This window comes from Niallia sp. Man26 (genome assembly GCF_022049065.2).
Taxonomy (GTDB): Bacteria; Bacillota; Bacilli; order Bacillales; family Cytobacillaceae; genus Niallia.
This window is the reverse complement of the sequence record NZ_CP095743.1, coordinates 1,693,005-1,713,077: the sequence shown is the minus strand read 5'-3', so window position 1 is coordinate 1,713,077 and position 20,073 is coordinate 1,693,005. Positions and strand designations below refer to the sequence as shown.

The 20,073-nt window shown below is 41.4% G+C and carries 19 protein-coding genes and 2 pseudogenes; 7 read left to right on the top strand and 14 right to left on the bottom strand.

All coding sequences use genetic code 11. From position 1 onward, the window contains the following. Nucleotide 1: 1 nt before the first annotated feature. Nucleotides 2–826 (bottom strand): FAD binding domain-containing protein, encoded by an 825-nt coding sequence (locus tag L8T27_RS08665; RefSeq protein ID WP_237941301.1) that lies wholly within the window; start codon nucleotides 824–826, stop codon nucleotides 2–4. Further along, nucleotides 816–3,146, bottom strand: coding sequence for a xanthine dehydrogenase family protein molybdopterin-binding subunit (locus tag L8T27_RS08660; protein WP_237941300.1), 2,331 nt, complete (start codon nucleotides 3,144–3,146; stop codon nucleotides 816–818). The genes L8T27_RS08665 and L8T27_RS08660 overlap by 11 nt, the downstream gene beginning before the upstream one ends. A 345-nt stretch (nucleotides 3,147–3,491) precedes the next feature. On the opposite strand from L8T27_RS08660, the pseudogene L8T27_RS08655 reads away from it, so the two are divergent. Together L8T27_RS08655 and queF are read left to right on the top strand one after the other, a co-directional pair. Next, nucleotides 3,492–3,662 (top strand): annotated as a pseudogene (locus L8T27_RS08655) (preQ(1) synthase); the annotation flags it as partial. A 264-nt stretch (nucleotides 3,663–3,926) separates the two neighbouring features. Further along, a pseudogene (gene queF / locus L8T27_RS08650) lies at nucleotides 3,927–4,256 on the top strand (preQ(1) synthase); the annotation flags it as partial. A gap of 51 nt (nucleotides 4,257–4,307) precedes the next feature. Here queF and L8T27_RS08645 read toward each other — a convergent pair. Both L8T27_RS08645 and L8T27_RS08640 read right to left on the bottom strand, forming a co-directional pair. Further along, nucleotides 4,308–4,829, bottom strand: a complete 522-nt coding sequence (locus L8T27_RS08645; protein ID WP_237941299.1) for a YfiT family bacillithiol transferase — start codon at nucleotides 4,827–4,829, stop codon at nucleotides 4,308–4,310. A 24-nt stretch (nucleotides 4,830–4,853) separates the two neighbouring features. Continuing rightward, on the bottom strand, nucleotides 4,854–5,435 hold the full coding sequence (locus L8T27_RS08640; protein WP_233314763.1) for an LOG family protein: 582 nt from the start codon (nucleotides 5,433–5,435) through the stop codon (nucleotides 4,854–4,856). 204 nt (nucleotides 5,436–5,639) lie between these two features. Between L8T27_RS08640 and L8T27_RS08635 the strand changes: the two genes are divergently transcribed. Continuing rightward, a complete protein-coding gene (locus L8T27_RS08635) occupies nucleotides 5,640–6,110 on the top strand; it encodes a hypothetical protein (RefSeq protein ID WP_237941298.1) in 471 nt (156 codons plus the stop codon). 38 nt (nucleotides 6,111–6,148) lie between these two features. Here the strand turns inward: L8T27_RS08635 and L8T27_RS08630 are convergent, their stop codons facing one another. After that, nucleotides 6,149–6,580, bottom strand: a complete 432-nt coding sequence (locus tag L8T27_RS08630; RefSeq protein ID WP_233314082.1) for a DUF2383 domain-containing protein — start codon at nucleotides 6,578–6,580, stop codon at nucleotides 6,149–6,151. Nucleotides 6,581–6,730: 150 nt separating this feature from the next. Here L8T27_RS08630 and L8T27_RS08625 point away from each other — a divergent pair, with 150 nt between their 5' ends. After that, nucleotides 6,731–6,838 (top strand): YjcZ family sporulation protein, encoded by a 108-nt coding sequence (locus L8T27_RS08625; RefSeq protein WP_233314083.1) that lies wholly within the window; start codon nucleotides 6,731–6,733, stop codon nucleotides 6,836–6,838. A 52-nt stretch (nucleotides 6,839–6,890) separates the two neighbouring features. Here the strand turns inward: L8T27_RS08625 and L8T27_RS08620 are convergent, their stop codons facing one another. The 7 genes from L8T27_RS08620 to gdhA all read right to left on the bottom strand — a co-directional run bounded on the left by L8T27_RS08620 (nucleotide 6,891) and on the right by gdhA (nucleotide 13,690). After that, nucleotides 6,891–7,562, bottom strand: coding sequence for a hypothetical protein (locus L8T27_RS08620; protein WP_237941296.1), 672 nt, complete (start codon nucleotides 7,560–7,562; stop codon nucleotides 6,891–6,893). Between the two features lie 92 nt (nucleotides 7,563–7,654). Next, nucleotides 7,655–8,029 carry a hypothetical protein gene (locus L8T27_RS08615; protein ID WP_233314085.1) on the bottom strand — a complete coding sequence of 125 codons (375 nt, stop codon included), beginning with the start codon at nucleotides 8,027–8,029 and terminating at the stop codon, nucleotides 7,655–7,657. 88 nt (nucleotides 8,030–8,117) lie between these two features. Continuing rightward, entirely contained in the window at nucleotides 8,118–8,366 is a 249-nt protein-coding gene (locus L8T27_RS08610) for a hypothetical protein (protein ID WP_233314086.1), read from the bottom strand. Between the two features lie 212 nt (nucleotides 8,367–8,578). After that, nucleotides 8,579–8,725: a hypothetical protein gene (locus tag L8T27_RS08605; protein ID WP_233314087.1), complete on the bottom strand. Its 147-nt coding sequence runs from the start codon at nucleotides 8,723–8,725 to the stop codon at nucleotides 8,579–8,581. 464 nt (nucleotides 8,726–9,189) lie between these two features. Continuing rightward, nucleotides 9,190–10,032 carry an alpha/beta fold hydrolase gene (locus L8T27_RS08600; protein ID WP_233314088.1) on the bottom strand — a complete coding sequence of 281 codons (843 nt, stop codon included), beginning with the start codon at nucleotides 10,030–10,032 and terminating at the stop codon, nucleotides 9,190–9,192. A gap of 171 nt (nucleotides 10,033–10,203) precedes the next feature. Beyond that, complete coding sequence (locus L8T27_RS08595) at nucleotides 10,204–11,703, bottom strand: malate:quinone oxidoreductase (protein ID WP_233314089.1); 1,500 nt, start codon at nucleotides 11,701–11,703, stop codon at nucleotides 10,204–10,206. 595 nt (nucleotides 11,704–12,298) lie between these two features. Further along, nucleotides 12,299–13,690: an NADP-specific glutamate dehydrogenase gene (gene gdhA / locus L8T27_RS08590; RefSeq protein WP_237941295.1), complete on the bottom strand. Its 1,392-nt coding sequence runs from the start codon at nucleotides 13,688–13,690 to the stop codon at nucleotides 12,299–12,301. Between the two features lie 145 nt (nucleotides 13,691–13,835). On the opposite strand from gdhA, the gene gltC reads away from it, so the two are divergent. Together gltC and L8T27_RS08580 are read left to right on the top strand one after the other, a co-directional pair. Next, a complete protein-coding gene (gene gltC / locus L8T27_RS08585; RefSeq protein WP_233314091.1) occupies nucleotides 13,836–14,747 on the top strand; it encodes a glutamate biosynthesis transcriptional regulator GltC in 912 nt (303 codons plus the stop codon). 133 nt (nucleotides 14,748–14,880) lie between these two features. After that, the gene (locus tag L8T27_RS08580; protein WP_237941294.1) at nucleotides 14,881–16,023 is read left to right on the top strand and encodes a zinc-dependent alcohol dehydrogenase; all 1,143 of its coding nucleotides are present in this window, start codon (nucleotides 14,881–14,883) and stop codon (nucleotides 16,021–16,023) included. Nucleotides 16,024–16,121: 98 nt separating this feature from the next. Here the strand turns inward: L8T27_RS08580 and L8T27_RS08575 are convergent, their stop codons facing one another. Continuing rightward, nucleotides 16,122–16,346 carry a hypothetical protein gene (locus tag L8T27_RS08575; protein WP_237941293.1) on the bottom strand — a complete coding sequence of 75 codons (225 nt, stop codon included), beginning with the start codon at nucleotides 16,344–16,346 and terminating at the stop codon, nucleotides 16,122–16,124. Nucleotides 16,347–16,538: 192 nt separating this feature from the next. Here L8T27_RS08575 and L8T27_RS08570 point away from each other — a divergent pair, with 192 nt between their 5' ends. Beyond that, nucleotides 16,539–17,165: a DUF1796 family putative cysteine peptidase gene (locus tag L8T27_RS08570; RefSeq protein ID WP_237941292.1), complete on the top strand. Its 627-nt coding sequence runs from the start codon at nucleotides 16,539–16,541 to the stop codon at nucleotides 17,163–17,165. 106 nt (nucleotides 17,166–17,271) lie between these two features. On the opposite strand, the gene L8T27_RS08565 is transcribed toward L8T27_RS08570, so the two are convergent. Beyond that, a complete protein-coding gene (locus tag L8T27_RS08565; RefSeq protein ID WP_237941291.1) occupies nucleotides 17,272–20,073 on the bottom strand; it encodes an NTTRR-F1 domain in 2,802 nt (933 codons plus the stop codon).

Below are 20,073 nucleotides of genomic sequence, written 5' to 3'. Positions count from 1 at the left end.
GCTACATCCTCTCCAAGCTTTGTAAGATTTCCTCGAGCAGATTTCTAAGCACAAATAACCGGTATTCACGAGAACCTTCCACATCATCGAGAATTTCGCCTGGCACAGTTTGAATTGCTTTATTTATTTTTTGCTCAGCACTTAATTCTGCTTCATTTAGTGCAGCCTCCATTTCATTTGAACGAAATGGAAATGCACATAATCCACTGAAAGCAACCCGTATTTTTTGGTCGACCTTTAATGCTGCAGCTGTAATCAGCGGATAACCAGTTTCCCATTGCTGTCGTTTCTTTCTAGTATAAAACGGCTGCTTTCGATACTTTTCTTCCACAAAGGCTTGGACAAAGACTTCCCCTTCCTCTAATAGCATTTTCTGCTTAAATTTTGCCGAAATATATTCCATCCTAATGTCCCGCTCTTTTGCTGTTACAATCAGACTGTCTGCTAAAAGAAGGGGAAGTACAGCTTCCCGATAAAAGATATTGCCGCAAATATTGCCGCCGAGCGTAATTTTATTGCGTGCTGTTCTGTCTGCAACCTCTTTGCTGACCTCTGTCAGCAGAGGGAAAAGGTTTTTGTTCTGAATTTCTGTCAGTGTCACTGCCGCCCCAATCGCAACATAGCCTTCCACTATATCATGGATGTTGACAGCATCTATAGCTTTAATATCTATCGCTGTGTCAAGTGTTATCTCATGCAGGCGCTGCATCGTTATTATTTCTGTGCCGCCCCCAAAAAACAGCGGAATTCGTCCTTCCTTCCGCCTTTCTGTGAAATATTCCGTCGCCTCCAGCAATCGCTCTGGTCTGAAATAATCAAAGATCATTTTTGGCAGTCTCCCTTTTTGTTCTCCAAATTTCCTCAGGAATGAGCGGAAGTCTAACTAGCTCTACTCCTGCAGCCAATGACAGCGCATTAGCTAAAGCTGCAGGAATGCCAATAAGTCCATGCTCGCCTGCTCCCCTTGCTCCAAATGGTGCTTCTAAATGAGGAGTTTTGACAAAGTCAGCGATATATTCTGGATGTTCACCAAACCGGATGGGCCGATATGTCCGCAATTGGGGATTAAGAATCCTGCCGTTTTTGTCAAAATAAAATGCCTCCCTGGCCGCCCATGACAGCCCCATACTCATGGCTCCCTTTACTTGGCCGACTGCGGCCTTGAAATTTAGAACTTCACCAATATCCATTACAGTTACAGCCTTGCGAATTCGATATGTACACTCTCTCGTATTAAAATCCACTTCGACTCCATGAGCTGCAACTGCCCATTCAGGGCCCGGGTTTCCTGCCCCAGTCTCTGGATCTAAATTTGTTAAGCCTCTCAAAATATATTTTCCTCTTGCTACAATTTGCCCGCCGATTGCATTGCCATTCGGATAAACATAACCGTACACAATATCTTTGAAATCCAAGAAGGAATCAGGATTATCTCGCAGATACACCTTTTTATAACCGACCTCGAGATCATCTGCAGGCACACGCATTACTGTTGCAGCAATGGATTTCAACTGTTGAATAGCATCATTTGCAGCAGCTAGCACTGCTCTGCCTGCCATCAATGTTCCTCTGCTTGCCACTGTCTTCCAATGCTCAGGTTCTGTTTGTGTATCAATTGTCATTCGCACATATATATCATTTATATCCATCTTCATCACTTCTGCCAGTATTTGTGCCAGCACCGTTTTCGTGCCTGTGCCAATCTCTACTATACCTGACATAAGGTTAATGCTGCCGTCAGAGTTAAAGGTAAGCACAACACCTGATGCTGCATCAGGACCAATAGTGGAGTTTTTCCAGCTGCAGCTGATTCCTTTTACTCTAAGCACATGCTCCCCTATTCGTTCAACCTGCCCCTTTTCCCAGCCAATCAATGGTCTCAAGCGACTAATACATGCTTCCACATTGCCGACAGTACTTCTGTTTAACACCACTCTTGTTGGCGTTTGATCTCCTGGGCGAATCGCATTAATCTGCCTGAACATCAGTGGGTCCATCTTCAGCTTTTTCGCCAGTAATTCCATTCCCCGCTCGAAGGCAAAATGAACCTCACCATGTGAAAAACCGCGAAATGGTGCTGCATATGGATGGTTTGTGTACACACATAAGCTGTCACAAAATATATTGTCTATTTTATACGGCCCAGTGCAGTCAACTGCCCCTGCCGTTGTCAAATGAGGAGATTTATCTCCGTAAGCTCCGCCATCAAAAATATATTCAAGCTCGGCCGCTTGCAGCTTCCCGTCTGCAGAACAGCCAAGTTTTACTTTTGCTTCTAAACCGATATGAACAGGAGATACAAGAAAATCATCTTCTCTTGTATTAACTAACTTAACGAGCCTGCCACCAACTGCTTTGCTTGCAAGATAAGCAAATATTTCAAGCTGCACCGAGGCCTTGCCCCCATAGCCGCCCCCGACAAATGGAGTTTGCACAACAATTTTTCCTGTTGGGATATGAAAGTCTCTGCTGAGGATTTTTTTGACCATATACGGTGCCTGGGAACTCGTCATAATCCGCACGTCTCCGTCAGGCATAATTTCACAAGTGGCGCTTCTTGTTTCCATCGCACTATGGTCTGAAATTGGGATAGAAAAAGACGCTTCCACTATTTCACTACAATCGGCCCAGCCTTTTTCCATATTGCCTTTGCGGATTTTCGTTTTATTAATGATATTTGTCCCTGTAATTGGATATATTCCTGGATCTTTATCGTATTTATCTATGCCCTCATGAATGAGCGGAGCATCTGCTTGAATGGCTGTGAGCGGCGAATTTACGACTGTAAGCGGCTCATACTTAATATCAAGCAGCACCTCAGCATTATTTGCTGCGTCATACGAATCAGCAACAATTAGGGCAACCACTTCACCAGCGTAACGAACCTTGCTGTACGCAAGCGGCGGCCTGTCTCGGACTTCCTCTCCGACATAAGGCAAGCCTTTTCCCAAGACTATTGCACGCACTCCTTTTTGCTGCAGCGCTTTCGTTTCATCTATTTTTAATATATTGGCATGTGCATATTTACTTTTGACAAGCTTTACGAACAACGCTTCTCCTGTTGTTGTATCAGCAGTATAGTGGGCATAACCGGTGACTTTGCTTTTCGATTCCTTACGCAATATGCTCTTTCCAATTATATGCAAGTATTTTATACCTCCTTTAAGAAAAGGCAGTAATTTGTACGTCTCTACCCATCTAGTCACTAATGTATATGAACAATTTACTGAAAAAATTAATAAAATGGAGTTTGATTTTGCTTCATGCAGTGTTTCGGCAGTTATATTGACGTTATTGTGATTTTGCTATAATATATGGCTGTACATGATAATCCAAGAGGTTCATAGCAGATACCCTCTATAAAAAACTATGGATACAGGTGAGCTTGCCATGTCCATAAGGATGTGGCTTTTATTTTGCTTAAAAAACCGGCCATATCTATAGATTGCTATTCTCGAGTGTAACGCATAAATGAAATGGAGAGATGAAAAATGTCAGGCAGAAAACATGAAGAAGGTCTTGAGGATTTAACTTTACTTGGTAACCAAGGAACAACCTATCTTTACGAATACAATCCAGAAATATTAGAGTCTGTAGACAACTTGCATGTCAACAGAGATTATTTCGTTAAGTTCAACTGTCCAGAATTTACTAGCTTGTGTCAATAAGGGCACACTTCAGTGGAAACACTGTCGCTTAAACCTCGTGAACTCAGGGAAGGAAGGAAATTCTAATCCTGAGCCAAGCCTCTAAAAACTAGAGGAAGGTGCAGAGACTATCGAAACCATTCAAACAGGAATCGGGTAAAAGTACTGCTTGAAGAAGGAAGTAGAGTACATCCAATCAGGATGGAAGCGCGAGGATGCTTATATTCGACCGTAAGAATATATGTATATGATATAGTCCACCTGCGTTTTATCGCAGAGCCAATTACTGGACAGCCGGATTTCGCTACAATGTATATCAGCTATATTCCGGACAAAAAAATCGTGGAAAGTAAATCATTGAAGCTGTATTTGTTCAGCTTCCGCAATCATGGTGACTTCCACGAAGACTGTGTTAATATTATTATGAACGATCTAATTAAATTATTAGATCCTAGATATATCGAAGTATGGGGCAAATTCACACCAAGAGGTGGATTGTCAATCGATCCATACTGCAATTACGGCAAGCCTGGCACGAAGTTTGAAGAAATGGCTACACACCGTCTTATGAACCACGATCTGTATCCAGAAAAAGTGGACAACAGATAAAAAAATATAGAAAGGATGCAAAAGCTCATGGCTTTTGCATCCTTTTTTCATTTACCAGCCTAGCCGCTTCTTTAGGCTTGTGATATGGGCAAGATGGTGCTTACCGTGCCATGCATAAATTCCGATAATTCTTTTTAATGTTACTTCGCCAGACTCTGGATGAAGAAAGGCTCTGTCTAACTGATCTTGTGATAAAGACCGAAGTAATTGTATTAACCGCAAATGCAAGGAAGCTAGTAATTGTAAGGAAACATCAACCGGCAAAAATGAATCAGGCGTTTCAGCCCATTTATCCTCGGCATACGGTTTAATGACCGGTCTATCCTCTGTTACAGCAAGCTTAAAGCGAGTATATGCGTTTAAATGACTGTCTGCAACATGATGGACAACTTGCCGTATTGTCCAGCCTCCTTCACGATACGGTGTATTTAATTGCTCATCAGTAAGGTCAATTACAGCTTGATGCAATTGTGCAGGCAACTGCTCGATATCATCAAGCCAGGAGGCAATCACATCTTCTGTGTATTCATCATTCCAAGTAAATTGTCCAATTGGATATCGTAAATCTGTCATTATTTCACCTCTTAACTGCTGAATTCAAGTTTGTTTTTCCGTAATATATGTCTTAATACTAGGGGGATTATATGTAAGAAACCTGTCAATTATTACAGCAGGGTCCTCTTCGACAATAGTGATACTTCTGTATTTCTCCTGCAGAAACTCCGCATCAGCCATATGGTTAATAAGCTTGACTAATGGATCATAATAATGATTCGTATTCAAAATGCCGCATGGTTTTTGGTGCAATCCAAGCTGTGCCCATGTGAAAATTTCAAAAAACTCCTCCATTGTTCCAGCACCGCCTGGCAATGTGATAAATCCATCCGCCAGCTCGGTCATTTTTGCTTTTCTCTCATGCATCGATTGCACAGTAATCAATTCGGTTAATCCTTTATGTGCAATTTCTCTGTTTTCAAGAAACTCAGGAAGCACGCCAATCACTGTACCTCCTGCTTCTAATACAGCGTCAGCAACACTGCCCATTAATCCGATGCTTGAACCTCCATAAACTAGCTCTATCTTTCTTTTGGCTAGCTCCATTCCTAATTCTTTTGCTGCTTGTACGTAAATAGGAGAACTGCCATTGCTTGAACCACAAAACACTGCTACTCTTTTCATCATAAATTCCCCCTTACTTAATAAACGGACTCTTCCTCTCTTATTATAAAATGTTATGAGGTGATTAGGAACAGCTATCACTATTTTTACAAAAAACCTTCATAATTTACATAAAGAAGGACGTGCTGACAAAAGCTAATGCTTAGAAGATGGATTTTTTACCAAATTAATTATACATTTTTTGTGAAAAAAGGAGTCTTTCATATGGTCACGCTATTTATAAGATGCGGCATGATACTCTTGTCATGGTCAACAATCTTTTTTTTGCCAAGAAAATCTTTTCTTAAATTTTTGCCAGTAACGATTTTTTCTACTGCCGTCCTGTTAATTGAAGACATGATTGGCCGAACATATAAATTGTGGAAGGTAAAAGGCGGGAAAAAATCAGCAACGAACAATGCCTTGACGTTTATTCTCGGTCCATTTTTCGCAGCAAATTTATGGACGTTTCATTTTACTTACGGAAGGTTTTGGATCTATACCATTTTCAACTTAGTGTTTGATTTACTGTTTGCTTTTCCTTTACATTATTTTCTGGATAAAATCGGATTATATAAACTAAAAAAAGTGAAACCAATATTTTTGTTTTATACGGCCTTTGCTTATTCTATGCTGAACTATGGCTTCCAAATATTCCTTGATAAAAATTTCACTGTAAAACAGGAGAAACACTAAAATGCAGTTTCGCTGCCTTCTAGTGTTTCTTTAAGAGCTTAATGTATTAATGATTTTAAATAATCAACATGTTCACGGTCCTTATTTAAAACTTGATGAACTATTTGAAGGCTGTCCTCATCAAGTTTATTGCGAACAAGCTGTTCAGACATTTTTATTCCGTACAAATTTTCACCCTTAATGGCATGTTTAATAATCACTTCATCCCCATTGTCTGGATCAAATAAATTGCCGATAAAGCTTTCTGCCTTGCCGACTACCCCTTCATTCGTGACTGGTTCTCCTCCTAGTTGGTGAATTCTGTCTGAAATGATATGGGCATTTTTCGTATGTTCTGTTAATATGTCTGAAAAGGACTGCTTTAAGGACGTATCTTCTAAGTTCTCAATAAAATGCTCATATGCATGAATTCCCATGAATTGTCCTTGTAGAAACTTATTTAATGTTTTTATCGATTGCTCCGTATTCAAAGTATGTTCACCTCTATTCCACATTTCTCTTTGTTCTACTAGTTAGAATGCTCATTTTTCTCCTTTTCATCCTAATCTGTATTCTTGTCCATTTCCTCTTTTACAGAACTTCATATGATGTTGTATACCTGATGTTCGGAGGTGAGAGGCATGTCAAGAGGTTATGAAGAAAATGGTGGAGGGTATAACAACAGCTTTGCACTAATCGTTGTTCTATTTATTCTTTTGATCATCATCGGTGTATCTTATCTAGGCTAATTAGAAGTAAGCGAAAAATGCCCCGGTCTATTTAAGACTAGGGCATTTTTTGTTATAGATTTTTCCAGTCACCTTTTAAGAGTTCAGCCTGTATTTCTGAATCAATTTTGCTAAAACCGTGCACAAAAGCATACTCCTGCACCTTTTTCCCAACTGTAGCAAGTGCAAGCTGCGTATAATCAAAATCTGCTACCGTCTTACAATATTTTACAAAGAAATCAATAGACAGCATATTAGGGAAAATGACTGTTTGCCAATCTGTTTCGTTCAGCGTTTTACTCATTTCTTTTTCAAAAGAGAAGTCTAGTCCGATATGATGTGTATGTATAAGTAAATCATCTTCGGAGTATACATTGCTGTGCTGATAATCATGCCCAAGGAGAACAGCGGGTTGCTCCTTCTGATAGGAAGCAAGATTTGCTTTTATTCCTCTTGCCTCTAATACCTTTCTTGATTTCTCTGATAAATATTCGATTTGCTCTGGAAGGTTTGCTGTTATGCCGCTCTTTGTATATTGCCTGAAAAAGATTTGGATGCTTGTTGGATTTAAAAAAATCAACCGATGTTTCTTCGCAATCAATGAAAATAGCTCAATAGGTAACTCTTGCTCCGTGCTTTTCAAAATAGGGAAGGACATTGTCTTTGCTCCTAGCTTCTGAAAGTAAGTCTCCAGCCTGCTTTGCTGTTCTCCGCCTCTTGCAATAATAATAGACTTTTCCATCATACTAATCTCCTTTAAGTGGATATTTCCTATTATATCAAGATGCTTTTTGTTTGAGAGTAAAAAGAAAAATCAGCTCATCGGCTGAACTGATTTTAAGGTGCTCGTTTAATGAGCTTTATATTATCCACCTTCTCTTCCTTAAATGTGATGTATACTTTATCACCTTGTTGGAAGGCTTCTGTTTTATCAATAAGAACAATATCCTTTTCATCATAATTATTTACTGCTGAAAAATGTTGCCCATCCTGTGTTTTGCTGATAATTGTTGCAGAGATTGTTTGTTTTGCTTCATCATTATCTTCTATTACTTTCCTATTATTTTCTGTAATAATTTCCGGCTCTTTATAAACTGACTCTGCCGTTGTTTTTGGAGTAGAGTTAGAGGATAAAGTTAATACAGCTATTATAACGATGGCCGTAGAAATACCAGCTACTGCGTAATAGGAACGATTGCTTTTCAGTTTCATCCTTAAAACTCCTTTTTGTTCATTAAATACCCGTAAAGTATCGTACTAAACAGTTTTGAGTATTTTTAAGGAACAAAAGGCGCGACGATTACATATTTTTACTATATTTTTCATAAAGCTGCCGTGACTTTTCCGGAAGCCATTTTCGTTTTTCTGGATCGGAGTAATAGTGCATAAATGCCTGTTTCTCTTTATTACTAAATGCTGCAGCTGCTTTAAGATGTTCACTGCAAAACCAATAAACTTTATCTGGCTTATCCCATGAAGTAAAGGGGAAAAGCTTATCAGCGCCACGCACTTTACATGCAAGGCCTTCACATTTCTCTCCCTTTAACATCCATGGTCCCTCCCGATAAACATATTATCTTTTAACATGCTCTCAAAACCCTCGATATATGCACAAAGGAACAAAGCAACCTTATTGCAATATATTGCTCTATTTTTAGTTCTTGTCTTTTTATAATTTATTAACGAATCATTAACAAGTTGTTCATATTCTCCGCATAGAATGAAACTAAACTAGCTAAAGGGCAGGTGATTAATGTGAAGCTAATGTCCATTATTTGCTTTTTTAAAAGAAACCATAAATACAGCTATTACTCCGACAGATGTGTAAGATGTGGAAAAGAAAAACAGCATCACTGACCAGCCCGCTCTAACAATTGCCCCACACATCACAGCAAATAAATTAAACACTACATCCTGCTAGGAAAGAATTCTCTTTTTCCAATTACATAAAAAATCAAGATTATTTGGTAAACAAGACGAAAGAGAGGCAGATTTTTAAGTATATGCCTCTCTTTCGTCTTATATTATGTAAGTTAACTTTTCATTTCTTTTAGCAAGATGCTAATTTGATGATCCAATTCTTCTTTCACTAGCAAAGTTGGTGATAATCTGCTCTAATCTGATTGCTGAACATTTTAGCTGCTTTTTATTAAGGATGTTTGTATCTTTATCAGCTCTTGAATATCCTTGATAAGTAGTAGGTTGTTAAAAGGATATTGCCGCTTTATCTTTGTTTTTGATTAGATATTTTTATATATAAACTCCTTTTGCACAGCTTATTTTTGCTGTAGTTTATTTCTTAAAGCTCAGGAATGCTTTCTAACTAGCGGCAAAAAAAAGACAGCAGATAAACGTATCTGCTGTCTTAACTATTAATTATATTTAGCAAGGAACTGAAGTAATTCTTTATTAAACTGCTCTGCATGTGTCGCATTAAAACCGTGCGGGGCACCTTCAATGACGGCAAGTTCAGAGCCTTCAATCATATCATGGGACAGCTTTCCGCTTGCTTCGAATGGAACGACATTGTCTGAATCGCCATGAATGATTAAAGTCGGGATGTTGATTTTTGCTACATCCTCACGGAAATCGGTATAGGAGAATGCTTTAATGCATTCAAGCGTACCTTTCGGTGATGCGAACGCGGCAATATCACGATTATAAAGACGGAATGGTTCACTAACAAGGCCATCTCTTTCTCCTGCAGAAAAGAAGTTATGTGTAAAGTTATCAAGGAAAGCGATACGGTCTTTTTGCACACCATTCAAAAACTCTTCAATTGTTGCATCATCAAGAGCACCCTCTGGATTACCTTCTGTTTTATACAGATAAGGAGGCACCGCACCTGCTAATACAGCCTTTTTCACACGTTCCACGCCGTATGTACTAATATAGCGGACCACTTCCCCGCCGCCCATTGAAAAGCCGACAAGTGTAACATCCTGAAGATCTAGATGTTCAATTAATTTATGCAAATCTTTAGCAAAAGTATCATAGTCATAGCCTTCATAAGGTTGAGATGACCCTCCGAAACCTCTGCGGTCATATGCAATAACACGATACCCTGCTTCAATCAGGGCAGGCACTTGCAGTTCCCATGAACGGAGACTCAGCGGCCAGCCATGGATTAAAATAATCGGTTTTCCGCTTCCATGGTCTTCATAATTTAAAACAACTGGTGCATTATTGACTGTATCAACTGTAAGTTTTGGCATCTCTCTAACCTCCAATGAAATGTTTTGTTTCTTTGCAGCTTATAATCCTTTACCCAAACTTCCCTTGGCATAATCTTTTCTGATATCAGAATTCCATTATATACCAGAATAGTACTTAACTCCACTAAAAAGATGCTTTCCTGATAGAAAGCATCTCTACTAGCTTTTCAACTAAAGAATAGGTTCTTTTGCACTCGATAGAAGTGCCTCTGCTGTTGCATGATGTACCTCTTCTAAAAGGATAGGGTTTTCCATTAAGGATAGACCGTAGGATGGGATCATTTCCTTAATTTTTGACTCCCACTCGTTAAAATGCTGCGGAAAGCATTTTTGGATTACTTCAAGCATGACATGAACAGCTGTTGAAGCACCTGGTGATGCACCGAGCAATGCTGCAATCGAACCATCGGAGGCTGTGATAACTTCTGTGCCGAATTGCAGTGTTCCTTTGCCGCCATCCTCGGTATCTTTAATCACTTGAACACGCTGCCCTGCTACTACTAAATCCCAATCTTCTAGTTTTGCATTCGGAATAAATTCTCGCAGTTCTTCCATGCGCTGCTCTTTTGATAACATAACTTGCTGAATTAAGTATTTAGTCAATCCCATATTTTTTGCACCTGCTGATAACATTGTGATAATGTTGTCTGGCTTCACAGAGGTGATTAAATCAAACATAGAACCAGTTTTCAAAAACTTTGGTGAAAAGCCGGCAAAAGGTCCGAATAACAACGATTTTTTATTATCAATAAATCTTGTATCTAGATGAGGAACAGACATTGGCGGTGCGCCAACCTTTGCCTTGCCGTAAACTTTTGCATGATGCTGCTCAACGATAGCTGGATTGTTGCACACCATAAAAATTCCGCTTACCGGGAATCCTCCAATATGCTTGCTTTCAGGGATACCGGTTTTTTGAAGAAGATGCAAGCTTCCGCCTCCGCCTCCGATAAAGACAAACTTAGCCTTATGGCGTTCGACCGTTCCTCGCTCAAGATTTCTGACTGTTAGCTCCCATAAGCCATCACGAGTCCTTTTTATATCATTAACACTATGTTTGTATTTAATCTTTACACCATTGCTGCCTAAATGATCAAATAACATCCTTGTTAATGCCCCGAAGTTAACATCTGTTCCAGAATCAATTTTAGTTGCTGCTATCGGTTCTTCTATATTCCTTCCCTGCATGATGAGGGGAATCCACTCTTTCAGTTTTTGCGGATCTTCAGAATACTCCATGCCTTGAAATAAGGGATTGTTTGACAGCGCTTTAAATCTTTTCCTTAAGAATTCTACATTCTCTTTCCCTTCCACTAAGCTCATATGCGGTAATGGCATAATAAAGTCTTTCGGGTTATGTATGCGCTTACTGTTTACTAAATAAGACCAAAACTGCATGGATAATTGGAACTGTTCGTTAATGTTAATTGCTTTGCTAATATCGATGGAGCCATCTGGCTTTTCAACCGTATAGTTCAGCTCACAAAGTGCCGCATGCCCTGTTCCCGCGTTGTTCCATTCGTTTGAACTTTCCTCTCCAGTGTTAGCAAGCTTCTCAAATACTGTAATCTTCCAGTCAGGTACTAATTCTTTCAGAAGTGTCCCCAATGTTGCGCTCATAATTCCAGTACCAATTAAGAAAACATCTGTGTTAGTTTCTCTTTCGCTCATATTAACCTTCCCTTTACATTATTGTATTCGCAGAAAGGATGCTGGCGCTCGATATGAACACACCATTTCTGTCTTTCATTATGACACTCTTGTTATCTATTATAATTATTTACAGATAAAAATATCTTCTTTTATCTGATAATTATATACTATTTACATCATTTTAAAAAGGATAAGTTCTAATTCTACCTGCCATTTAAGAAAAAATCCCTATATAAAGCACTCTTTCCTTCCTCTATCAGTCAATATGCTTCGTTCATAAAAAATGCAATTTGTACGTTCCTTCCTTACATTCTATGCAAAAAGAATATATTTTATTAAAACCGCATACACCATAACCTATCTAAACAAACATAACCCTTTAAAAAAATACTATTCTAATATATTATTTTTCGTAAGTTAAAAGGTTATTATTTGATTCAATCTTAATATTTAAACTCCTGTTATTAACTTAAATAAAGCTTTATAAGCTGCTCTTCCACATTAATGAGGAACCGTAATTTCCCAGTAATTCAATGAACAGGTTATTCTCCTCCTATAACTAAAAGCAGGTCATTTTTAAAGTGACCTGCTTTTTTTATCTCTGTACTTTTACTTAAATAACACCTTGTTCGAGCATAGCATCAGCCACTTTTTTAAAGCCTGCAATATTAGCACCTGCTACAAGATTGCCTGGTACATCATATTCTTCAGAAGCTTGCATACTCTTACTATAGATATCTTTCATAATTACTTGGAGCTTTTGATCGACTTCTTCCTGTGTCCAAGAAAGCCTTGCACTATTTTGTGCCATTTCCAATGCTGACACAGCAACTCCGCCAGCATTCGCTGCTTTTGCTGGTCCAAATAAAACATTGTTTTCAATAAAAAGATCGACTGCCTCTTGTGTGGACGGCATATTGGCACCTTCACCGACTGCCTTTACTCCATTACTTAGTAAGATATTGGCAGCTTCCTTGTCCAGCTCATTTTGCGTAGCACTTGGCAAAGCAATATCACAAGGGACTTGCCAAATTCCTGCACAGCCTTCAGAATAGGTAGCGCTTGGATGCTCGTTAACATATTCTGAAATCCGTTTAGATTCTGCTTCTTTTAATTGCTTTACTGTATTTAAGTCAATTCCGTTTGGGTCGTAAATATAGCCGCTTGAATCACTGCAAGCTACAACTTTTGCGCCTAGCTGCATGGCCTTTTCCATTGCATATATGCTTACATTTCCAGAACCAGATACGACTACAGTGCTGTCTTTAAAACCTAAGCCTTTATTGTTAAGCATCTCTTCGACAAAATAAACTAGACCGTAACCAGTTGCTTCTTTCCTGCCAAGACTTCCTCCATAACCGATGCCTTTTCCTGTCAGCACTCCTGCTTCAAAGCTGCCTTTCAGTTTTTTATATTGGCCGAACATATAACCAATTTCTCTTGCTCCGACACCAATATCTCCAGCAGGCACATCTGTATCTGGGCCAATATGTCTTGCTAGCTCTGTCATAAAGCTTTGGCAAAAGCGCATAATTTCCATATCTGATTTTCCTTTTGGATCAAAATCAGAGCCGCCCTTCCCCCCGCCGATTGGCTGGCCAGTTAGAGAGTTTTTGAAAATTTGCTCAAACCCTAGAAATTTAATAATACTTGCATTAACAGACGGATGGAAACGCAGTCCGCCTTTGTAAGGACCAATCGCACTGTTAAACTGTACGCGGAATCCTCTGTTCACCATGATATTACCATTATCATCAACCCACGGCACTCTAAAGCTAATCATCCGTTCAGGTTCTGCGATTCTGTCCAGCACAGATTTTTTTATATATTCAGGGTTTTTCGCAAGAACAGGAATTAAAGAGTCCAGTACTTCCTTTACCGCTTGGTGGAATTCTATTTCATGGGGATTACGCTCCACTACCTGTTTATATAAATGATTAACATAGTCTTTTGCGATTTCAATTTCATTTGTTTGTGCTACTTCCATATATTCCACCACTTTCATTCGAACTCAGCTCCTAAAGATGTTTTAAGTTTTAGAAAATTCCCTTTTCTTAAATGTGGTTTCATTTTATAATTTTATAATTGATAGTTCCAATACTAATTTCGGATGAGATTCATGCGTTAAACGCATTAGGAGAGTTGAAAACATGGAAACAAGGCAAATTCAATACTTTTTAGAAGTCGCAAAACGGGAACATGTAACAGAAGCAGCAGATGCTTTGCATATTGCGCAATCCTCTGTCAGCAGGCAAATATTCAATTTAGAAGAGGAATTAGGAATCGAGTTGTTCATCCGCGAAGGCCGCCGTGTAAAGCTGACACCTTTAGGAAAAATCTTTTTTGAACGAATGAAACAGGTGTGGAACATGATGGAGGATGCCAAAAGAGAGGTAAAGGAATATTTAGACCCTGAAAAAGGAACCGTCAGAATTGCCTTTCCAATCAGTATGGCAGCACACACATTGCCATCGATCATCTATGCATTTAGGACAAGATACCCTGAGGCTAAATTTCAAATGAGCAATGCTCTTTATTATGATTTAATCGACGGTGTTATCAAAGGTGATTTCAATTTAGCCATGATGGCGCCAATGCCAAATCAGGAAAAAGAGCCGAAGATTAAAGGAGCTACCCTCTTCACGGAAAATATTGTTGCATTAGTTCCAAACCATCATCCATTAGCAAACAGAGCCTCTATAAGACTTCGTGACTTAAAGGATGAGCCCTTTTGTGTGCTGCCAGAAGGTTTCGTCTTTCGAGAACAAGTCGTACAAGCATGCAAGGACGCTCACTTCTCACCGAGTATTGCCTTTGAAGGCAAGGATATTGATGCATTAAAAGGGTTAGTGTCCGCTGGTTTAGGGGTTGCATTAATGCCTGAGATGACGCTGGTCGACAATACGCCCCGCTCTACCGTTATTATTCCGATTGCAGACAGCAATCTGACCAGAACGGTTGGTGTCATCTATCCGACGCAAAGAAAGCTTTTGCCAACAGAGGAATTATTTTATGACTTTTTGCTGGAAACATATGAAAGATTGAATGAATTTAAACAATGATTTAAACTGTCCTGCATACAGGACAGTTTTTTCGTCCTCCTTGATAAAGACTATTTCTATAGTAAAATAGTTTGCCATATAAAAGTTTGGGTAAGTAGTAAGTAACACCTACTAAAGAGGAGGATACTTTGACATGAAAGCAGTGACGTTTCAAGGAACAAAAGATGTACAAGTAAAGCAGGTCGCAGATCCGAAGCTTCATAAAAAGGACGATATTATTGTCAGAATTACTTCGACAGCGATTTGCGGATCTGATTTGCATATCTATCAAGGCGCTATTCCTGCTGAGAAGGACTATGTAATTGGGCATGAACCAATGGGAATAGTCGAAGAAGTAGGATCTGAGGTAACAAAAGTCAAAAAAGGAGACCGCGTTGTACTTCCATTTAATATTTCATGCGGCCACTGTTATTATTGTGAACATGATATGGAAAGTCAATGTGATAACTCTAACCCAAACAAGCAAATTACCGATACTGGTGCATACTTTGGCTTCACAGAACGTTACGGCGATTATCAAGGCGGCCAAGCAGAATTATTGCGTGTGCCATACGGAAACTTTATGCCATTTGTAATTCCTGAAAACTGCGAATTGGAAGACGAAGCATTGCTGTTTATGTCTGACGTACTGCCAACAGCGTACTGGAGTATCGAAAACTCTGGAGTAAAAAAAGGAGACACAGTGGTCGTATTAGGTTGCGGACCTATCGGCTTAATGACCCAAAAATTCGCCTGGATGAAAGGTGCAAAGCGCGTCATTGCTGTTGATAATATCCCCTACCGCTTAAACCATGCCAAAAACATGAATAAAGTCGAAACAATTAATTTTGACGAACATGAGGATGCAGGAAATTTCATCAAAGAAATAACCGCCGGTGGAGCAGATGTCGTGATTGACTGTGTTGGAATGGATGGAAAAAAATCAACAATGGAAGCAATCGGACAAAAATTGAAAATCCAGGGCGGGACATTAAGCGCTATAGAAATCGGACTAAATGCTGTTCGTAAATTCGGAACGATGCAATTAACAGGTGTTTACGGCTCTAAATACAATATGTTCCCATTAGGACAAATATTTGAACGAAATATTAACATAAAAACTGGTCAAGCCCCTGTTATTCACTATATGCCAATGCTGTTTGATAAGATAACAACAGGAGAAATTGACCCGACAGAAATCATTACACATCGAATTTCCCTTGATGACGCCAGCAATGCCTATCAAATGTTTAATGATCATCAGGATGAAGTAATTAAAGTCATACTTAAGCCATAACGTACTTTAGACTCGGCAATATTATGCCGAGTCTTTTTTATATTCCTATTAATAAAAAAAACAGCTGTTAAAACATACAGCTGCTATTGCTATCTTCATTACATTCCTGTTTTATATTTCTTTTCACTAGAAGATGTATTCTTCGTATCATGCTTTGCTTTTTCTTCCCGATATTCTTCTTTTATATCTTCCATCGGCAATGAATCCACTGTTTGTTCACTTTCAAACTTATCAAATAGGCTTTCGTTTTCGGTAGGATATTGTTCAGGGTTGTCCATATTTGTATGAGCATTATTTAGGCCTGACTTTTTCTTTTCATCCATCACTATCACCTCCTTATAAACATTCCCCTATTTAAGAAGAAAAAACTGTCCATATTTATCCAGTTGTTAGTGATGATTGCCCTTTTTAAAAATTATCCACATATAGCTTAGCCTTTTGTAAAAATAACCATTTAATATAGTATAAAGTAAATGTTTACAAACTATAAAAATTTGAACGTAGGGGAAAAACGAATGAAACTTGCTGATATTAAAGGAGAATATAATCAAATTTTTAGTTTAGGAGAAAACTGCATTCCTGCTTTGAAATTGAGGAAATTTAATTTGAGACAACAAGCTGGACCATTCGATTGGGTAGGCACACCGAATTTATTTAAGATTATCATCTTATTTCAATCAAATTTCGCCGATTTTCTTAAAGAAGAAAACCTAGAGCCGCTGCAGTATGTTAATGAGGATGACATACTTGTACATGATAAACTATATAATATTGGCTTTAATCATGATTTTAAAAAAGATGTTAACACATTGGAGCACCTGGGAAGTTTGCCGCAAGTTCAAGAAAAATATCAAAAACGAATCAATCGTTTCATGGAAGCTTTGTCCGCATCCCCAAACCTATTATTTATTAGAACAGAAGCAACATTAGAAGGAGCGACTGAGTTAAATAATGAATTATCCCAACTAGTTAAAAACTCTTATCGCCTGTTAATCGTCAACCATGCACCAGTAAAAGAAATCATCGAGCAGGACTGGGGCATCAGCAATGTCTGTGTACTTGAATTACCAAATGATGAAATTTGGGACGGAAACGATCATCTATGGCAGTCAATATTTGAAGGCATCACATTAGTAAAATAAATGTATAGTAAGACTTTTAAGGATGCAATCCAAAACAGTGCATCCTTTTTCTTGCCCAAATAAAAAAAGGAGTAGGCGAACCTACTCCTTTTTCAAATACATATCCTTATACAAAGCGAATGATATTTGTCTTTCGATTTTCCGAAGTGGCTGCAGTAACATTTGTAGCTGTAATTGGTTCAATCGTTACCGTATACGTAGCTGTCCCCGTTTCCGCTGGAACATCGACAACAGTAACAGAAGCAATAAACCGCTGCGTCCCGGCAGCTGCTCCGTCCCGGCTAATTCCTTGCGTATCAATCACCGTTCCATCTCTGCTGATGTTTACATTAAAATCTATACCCCAATCCGCAGCAGTAACAAAATCCAGCTGCTGTGACGTATCAATTTTCACCTCATTACCAGCAGTGACAGGAACAGCAACAGTATTCACAACAGTTGCCGCATCTAAAGGTAAAGCCAATGCTGCGGCAGCTTGGTCGAAGAACAATGCAGAAACAGAAGGATCACCGCTTGGGCCTGTCGGTCCTGTTGGACCGGCTGGACCCGTTGGACCCGCTTCTCCCGCTGGGCCTGTTGCTCCTGTCGGACCTACTTCTCCCGCTGGACCGGCTGGACCCGTTGCTCCTGTCGGACCTACTTCTCCTGCTGGACCGGCTGGGCCTGTTGCTCCTGTCGGACCGGCTTCTCCCGCTGGGCCTGTTGCTCCTGTCGGGCCTGTTGCTCCTGTTGGGCCTGTTGCTCCTGTTGGACCTGTTGGACCAGCTTCTCCCGCTGGACCCGTTGCTCCTGTTGGGCCTACTTCTCCTGCTGGACCCGTTGCTCCTGTCGGGCCTATTTCTCCCGCTGGACCTGTTGCTCCTGTTGGGCCTACTTCTCCCGCTGGGCCTGTTGCTCCTGTCGGGCCTATTTCTCCCGCTGGACCTGTTGCTCCTGTTGGACCTGTTGGACCGGCTTCTCCTGCTGGGCCTGTTGCTCCTGTTGGACCGGCTTCTCCCGCTGGACCCGTTGCTCCTGTTGGGCCTACTTCTCCTGCTGGACCCGTTGCTCCTGTTGGGCCTACTTCTCCCGCTGGGCCAGCTGGACCTGTTGGGCCTGTTTCTCCCGCTGGGCCTGTTGCTCCTGTTGGACCGGCTTCTCCCGCTGGACCTGTTGCTCCTGTTGGACCGGCTTCTCCCGCTGGGCCTGTTGCTCCTGTTGGGCCTACTTCTCCCGCTGGACCCGTTGCTCCTGTTGGGCCTACTTCTCCTGCTGGACCCGTTGCTCCTGTTGGGCCTACTTCTCCCGCTGGGCCAGCTGGACCTGTTGGGCCTGTTGCTCCCGCTGGGCCTGTTGCTCCTGTTGGACCTACTTCTCCCGCTGGGCCTGTTGCTCCTGTTGGGCCTACTTCTCCCGCTGGGCCAGCTGGACCTGTTGGACCGGCTTCTCCCGCTGGGCCAGTGGCTCCTGTTGGGCCTACTTCTCCCGCTGGACCCGTTGCTCCTGTTGGGCCTACTTCTCCTGCTGGACCGGCTGGACCCGTTGGACCCGCTTCTCCCGCTGGGCCTGTTGCTCCTGTCGGACCTACTTCTCCTGCTGGACCCGTTGCTCCTGTTGGGCCTACTTCTCCCGCTGGGCCAGCTGGACCTGTTGGACCTGTTGGGCCTACTTCTCCTGCTGGACCCGTTGCTCCTGTCGGGCCTATTTCTCCCGCTGGACCTGTTGGACCTGTTGGACCGGCTTCTCCTGCTGGGCCTGTTGCTCCTGTTGGACCTACTTCTCCTGCTGGACCGGCTGGGCCTGTTGCTCCTGTCGGACCTACTTCTCCCGCTGGGCCAGCTGGACCTGTTGGGCCTGTTTCTCCCGCTGGGCCCGTTGCTCCTGTTGGACCGGCTTCTCCCACTGGACCGGCTGGGCCTGTTGGACCTACTTCTCCTGCTGGGCCTGTTGCTCCTGTTGGACCTACTTCTCCTGCTGGGCCTGTTGCTCCTGTTGGACCGGCTTCTCCCGCTGGGCCTGTTGCTCCTGTTGGACCGGCTTCTCCTGCTGGGCCTGTTGCTCCTGTTGGACCGGCTTCTCCTGTTGGGCCCGTTGCTCCTGTCGGGCCTACTTCTCCTGTTGGGCCAGCTGGGCCTGTTGGACCTACTTCTCCTGCTGGACCGGCTGGGCCTGTTGCTCCTGTCGGGCCTACTTCTCCCGCTGGGCCCGTTGCTCCTGTCGGACCGGCTTCTCCCGCTGGACCTGTTGCTCCTGTTGGACCGGCTTCTCCCGCTGGACCCGTTGCTCCTGTCGGACCTACTTCTCCTGCTGGACCGGCTGGGCCTGTTGGACCTACTTCTCCCGCTGGACCGATTGGGCCTGTCGCTCCTGTTGCTCCCACTGGACCTGTTGGGCCTGTTGCTCCTGTTGCTCCCGCTGGTCCAGTCGGTCCAGTCGGTCCGGTTGGGCCTATAATGCCGGTTGCTGTTAGAAGCGCTACATCATCTACTAGCACATTTGAAGTTCCCTCCGAAGGAATAACGCTGATTAATAAATATGCTTGGCGTGTTTCACTCGGTGCACTGCTTGCAGTCAAGTAGACTTCCTTCCAAATACTGACTCCCGCATCTGGTAATCTACCGGGAGGGATATAGTTGGACAATCCTGTATTAAGAAGCTGGAAATTCTCATCAAAAAAGAACAATTGTAACAGCATTGCTGGTGCTGGAAGATCATCAAGCTTAGCTAACGATATAATTAGCTCAAGATTTTCTCCTGCAGATGCTGAAACAAACTGCCCTAAATAAGTCGATCCTTCTCCTTGTTCAAGAAGTGCTGAGTATGCACCTGAATGGGAATACTGGGTAGTCACAGAGGCATTCTCTGAAATCCACCTGCTTAGATCGCCTGTTTCAAAACCACTGTTCCCAATTAAATTTAGTAAACTCAT

Excerpts from the sequence above, each read along its gene's own strand:
- L8T27_RS08665 (WP_237941301.1), bottom strand. The coding sequence starts at position 826 with ATGATCTTTGATTATTTCAGACCAGAGCGATTGCTGGAGGCGACGGAA.
- L8T27_RS08645 (WP_237941299.1), bottom strand. The coding sequence starts at position 4,829 with ATGACAGATTTACGATATCCAATTGGACAATTTACTTGGAATGATGAA.
- L8T27_RS08640 (WP_233314763.1), bottom strand. The coding sequence starts at position 5,435 with ATGAAAAGAGTAGCAGTGTTTTGTGGTTCAAGCAATGGCAGTTCTCCT.
- L8T27_RS08635 (WP_237941298.1), top strand. The coding sequence starts at position 5,640 with ATGGTCACGCTATTTATAAGATGCGGCATGATACTCTTGTCATGGTCA.
- L8T27_RS08625 (WP_233314083.1), top strand. The coding sequence starts at position 6,731 with ATGTCAAGAGGTTATGAAGAAAATGGTGGAGGGTATAACAACAGCTTT.
- L8T27_RS08620 (WP_237941296.1), bottom strand. The coding sequence starts at position 7,562 with ATGATGGAAAAGTCTATTATTATTGCAAGAGGCGGAGAACAGCAAAGC.
- L8T27_RS08615 (WP_233314085.1), bottom strand. The coding sequence starts at position 8,029 with ATGAAACTGAAAAGCAATCGTTCCTATTACGCAGTAGCTGGTATTTCT.
- L8T27_RS08610 (WP_233314086.1), bottom strand. The coding sequence starts at position 8,366 with ATGTTAAAGGGAGAGAAATGTGAAGGCCTTGCATGTAAAGTGCGTGGC.
- L8T27_RS08600 (WP_233314088.1), bottom strand. The coding sequence starts at position 10,032 with ATGCCAAAACTTACAGTTGATACAGTCAATAATGCACCAGTTGTTTTA.
- L8T27_RS08595 (WP_233314089.1), bottom strand. The coding sequence starts at position 11,703 with ATGAGCGAAAGAGAAACTAACACAGATGTTTTCTTAATTGGTACTGGA.
- gdhA (WP_237941295.1), bottom strand. The coding sequence starts at position 13,690 with ATGAAAGTGGTGGAATATATGGAAGTAGCACAAACAAATGAAATTGAA.
- gltC (WP_233314091.1), top strand. The coding sequence starts at position 13,836 with ATGGAAACAAGGCAAATTCAATACTTTTTAGAAGTCGCAAAACGGGAA.
- L8T27_RS08580 (WP_237941294.1), top strand. The coding sequence starts at position 14,881 with ATGAAAGCAGTGACGTTTCAAGGAACAAAAGATGTACAAGTAAAGCAG.
- L8T27_RS08575 (WP_237941293.1), bottom strand. The coding sequence starts at position 16,346 with ATGGATGAAAAGAAAAAGTCAGGCCTAAATAATGCTCATACAAATATG.
- L8T27_RS08570 (WP_237941292.1), top strand. The coding sequence starts at position 16,539 with ATGAAACTTGCTGATATTAAAGGAGAATATAATCAAATTTTTAGTTTA.
- L8T27_RS08565 (WP_237941291.1), bottom strand. The coding sequence starts at position 20,073 with ATGAGTTTACTAAATTTAATTGGGAACAGTGGTTTTGAAACAGGCGAT.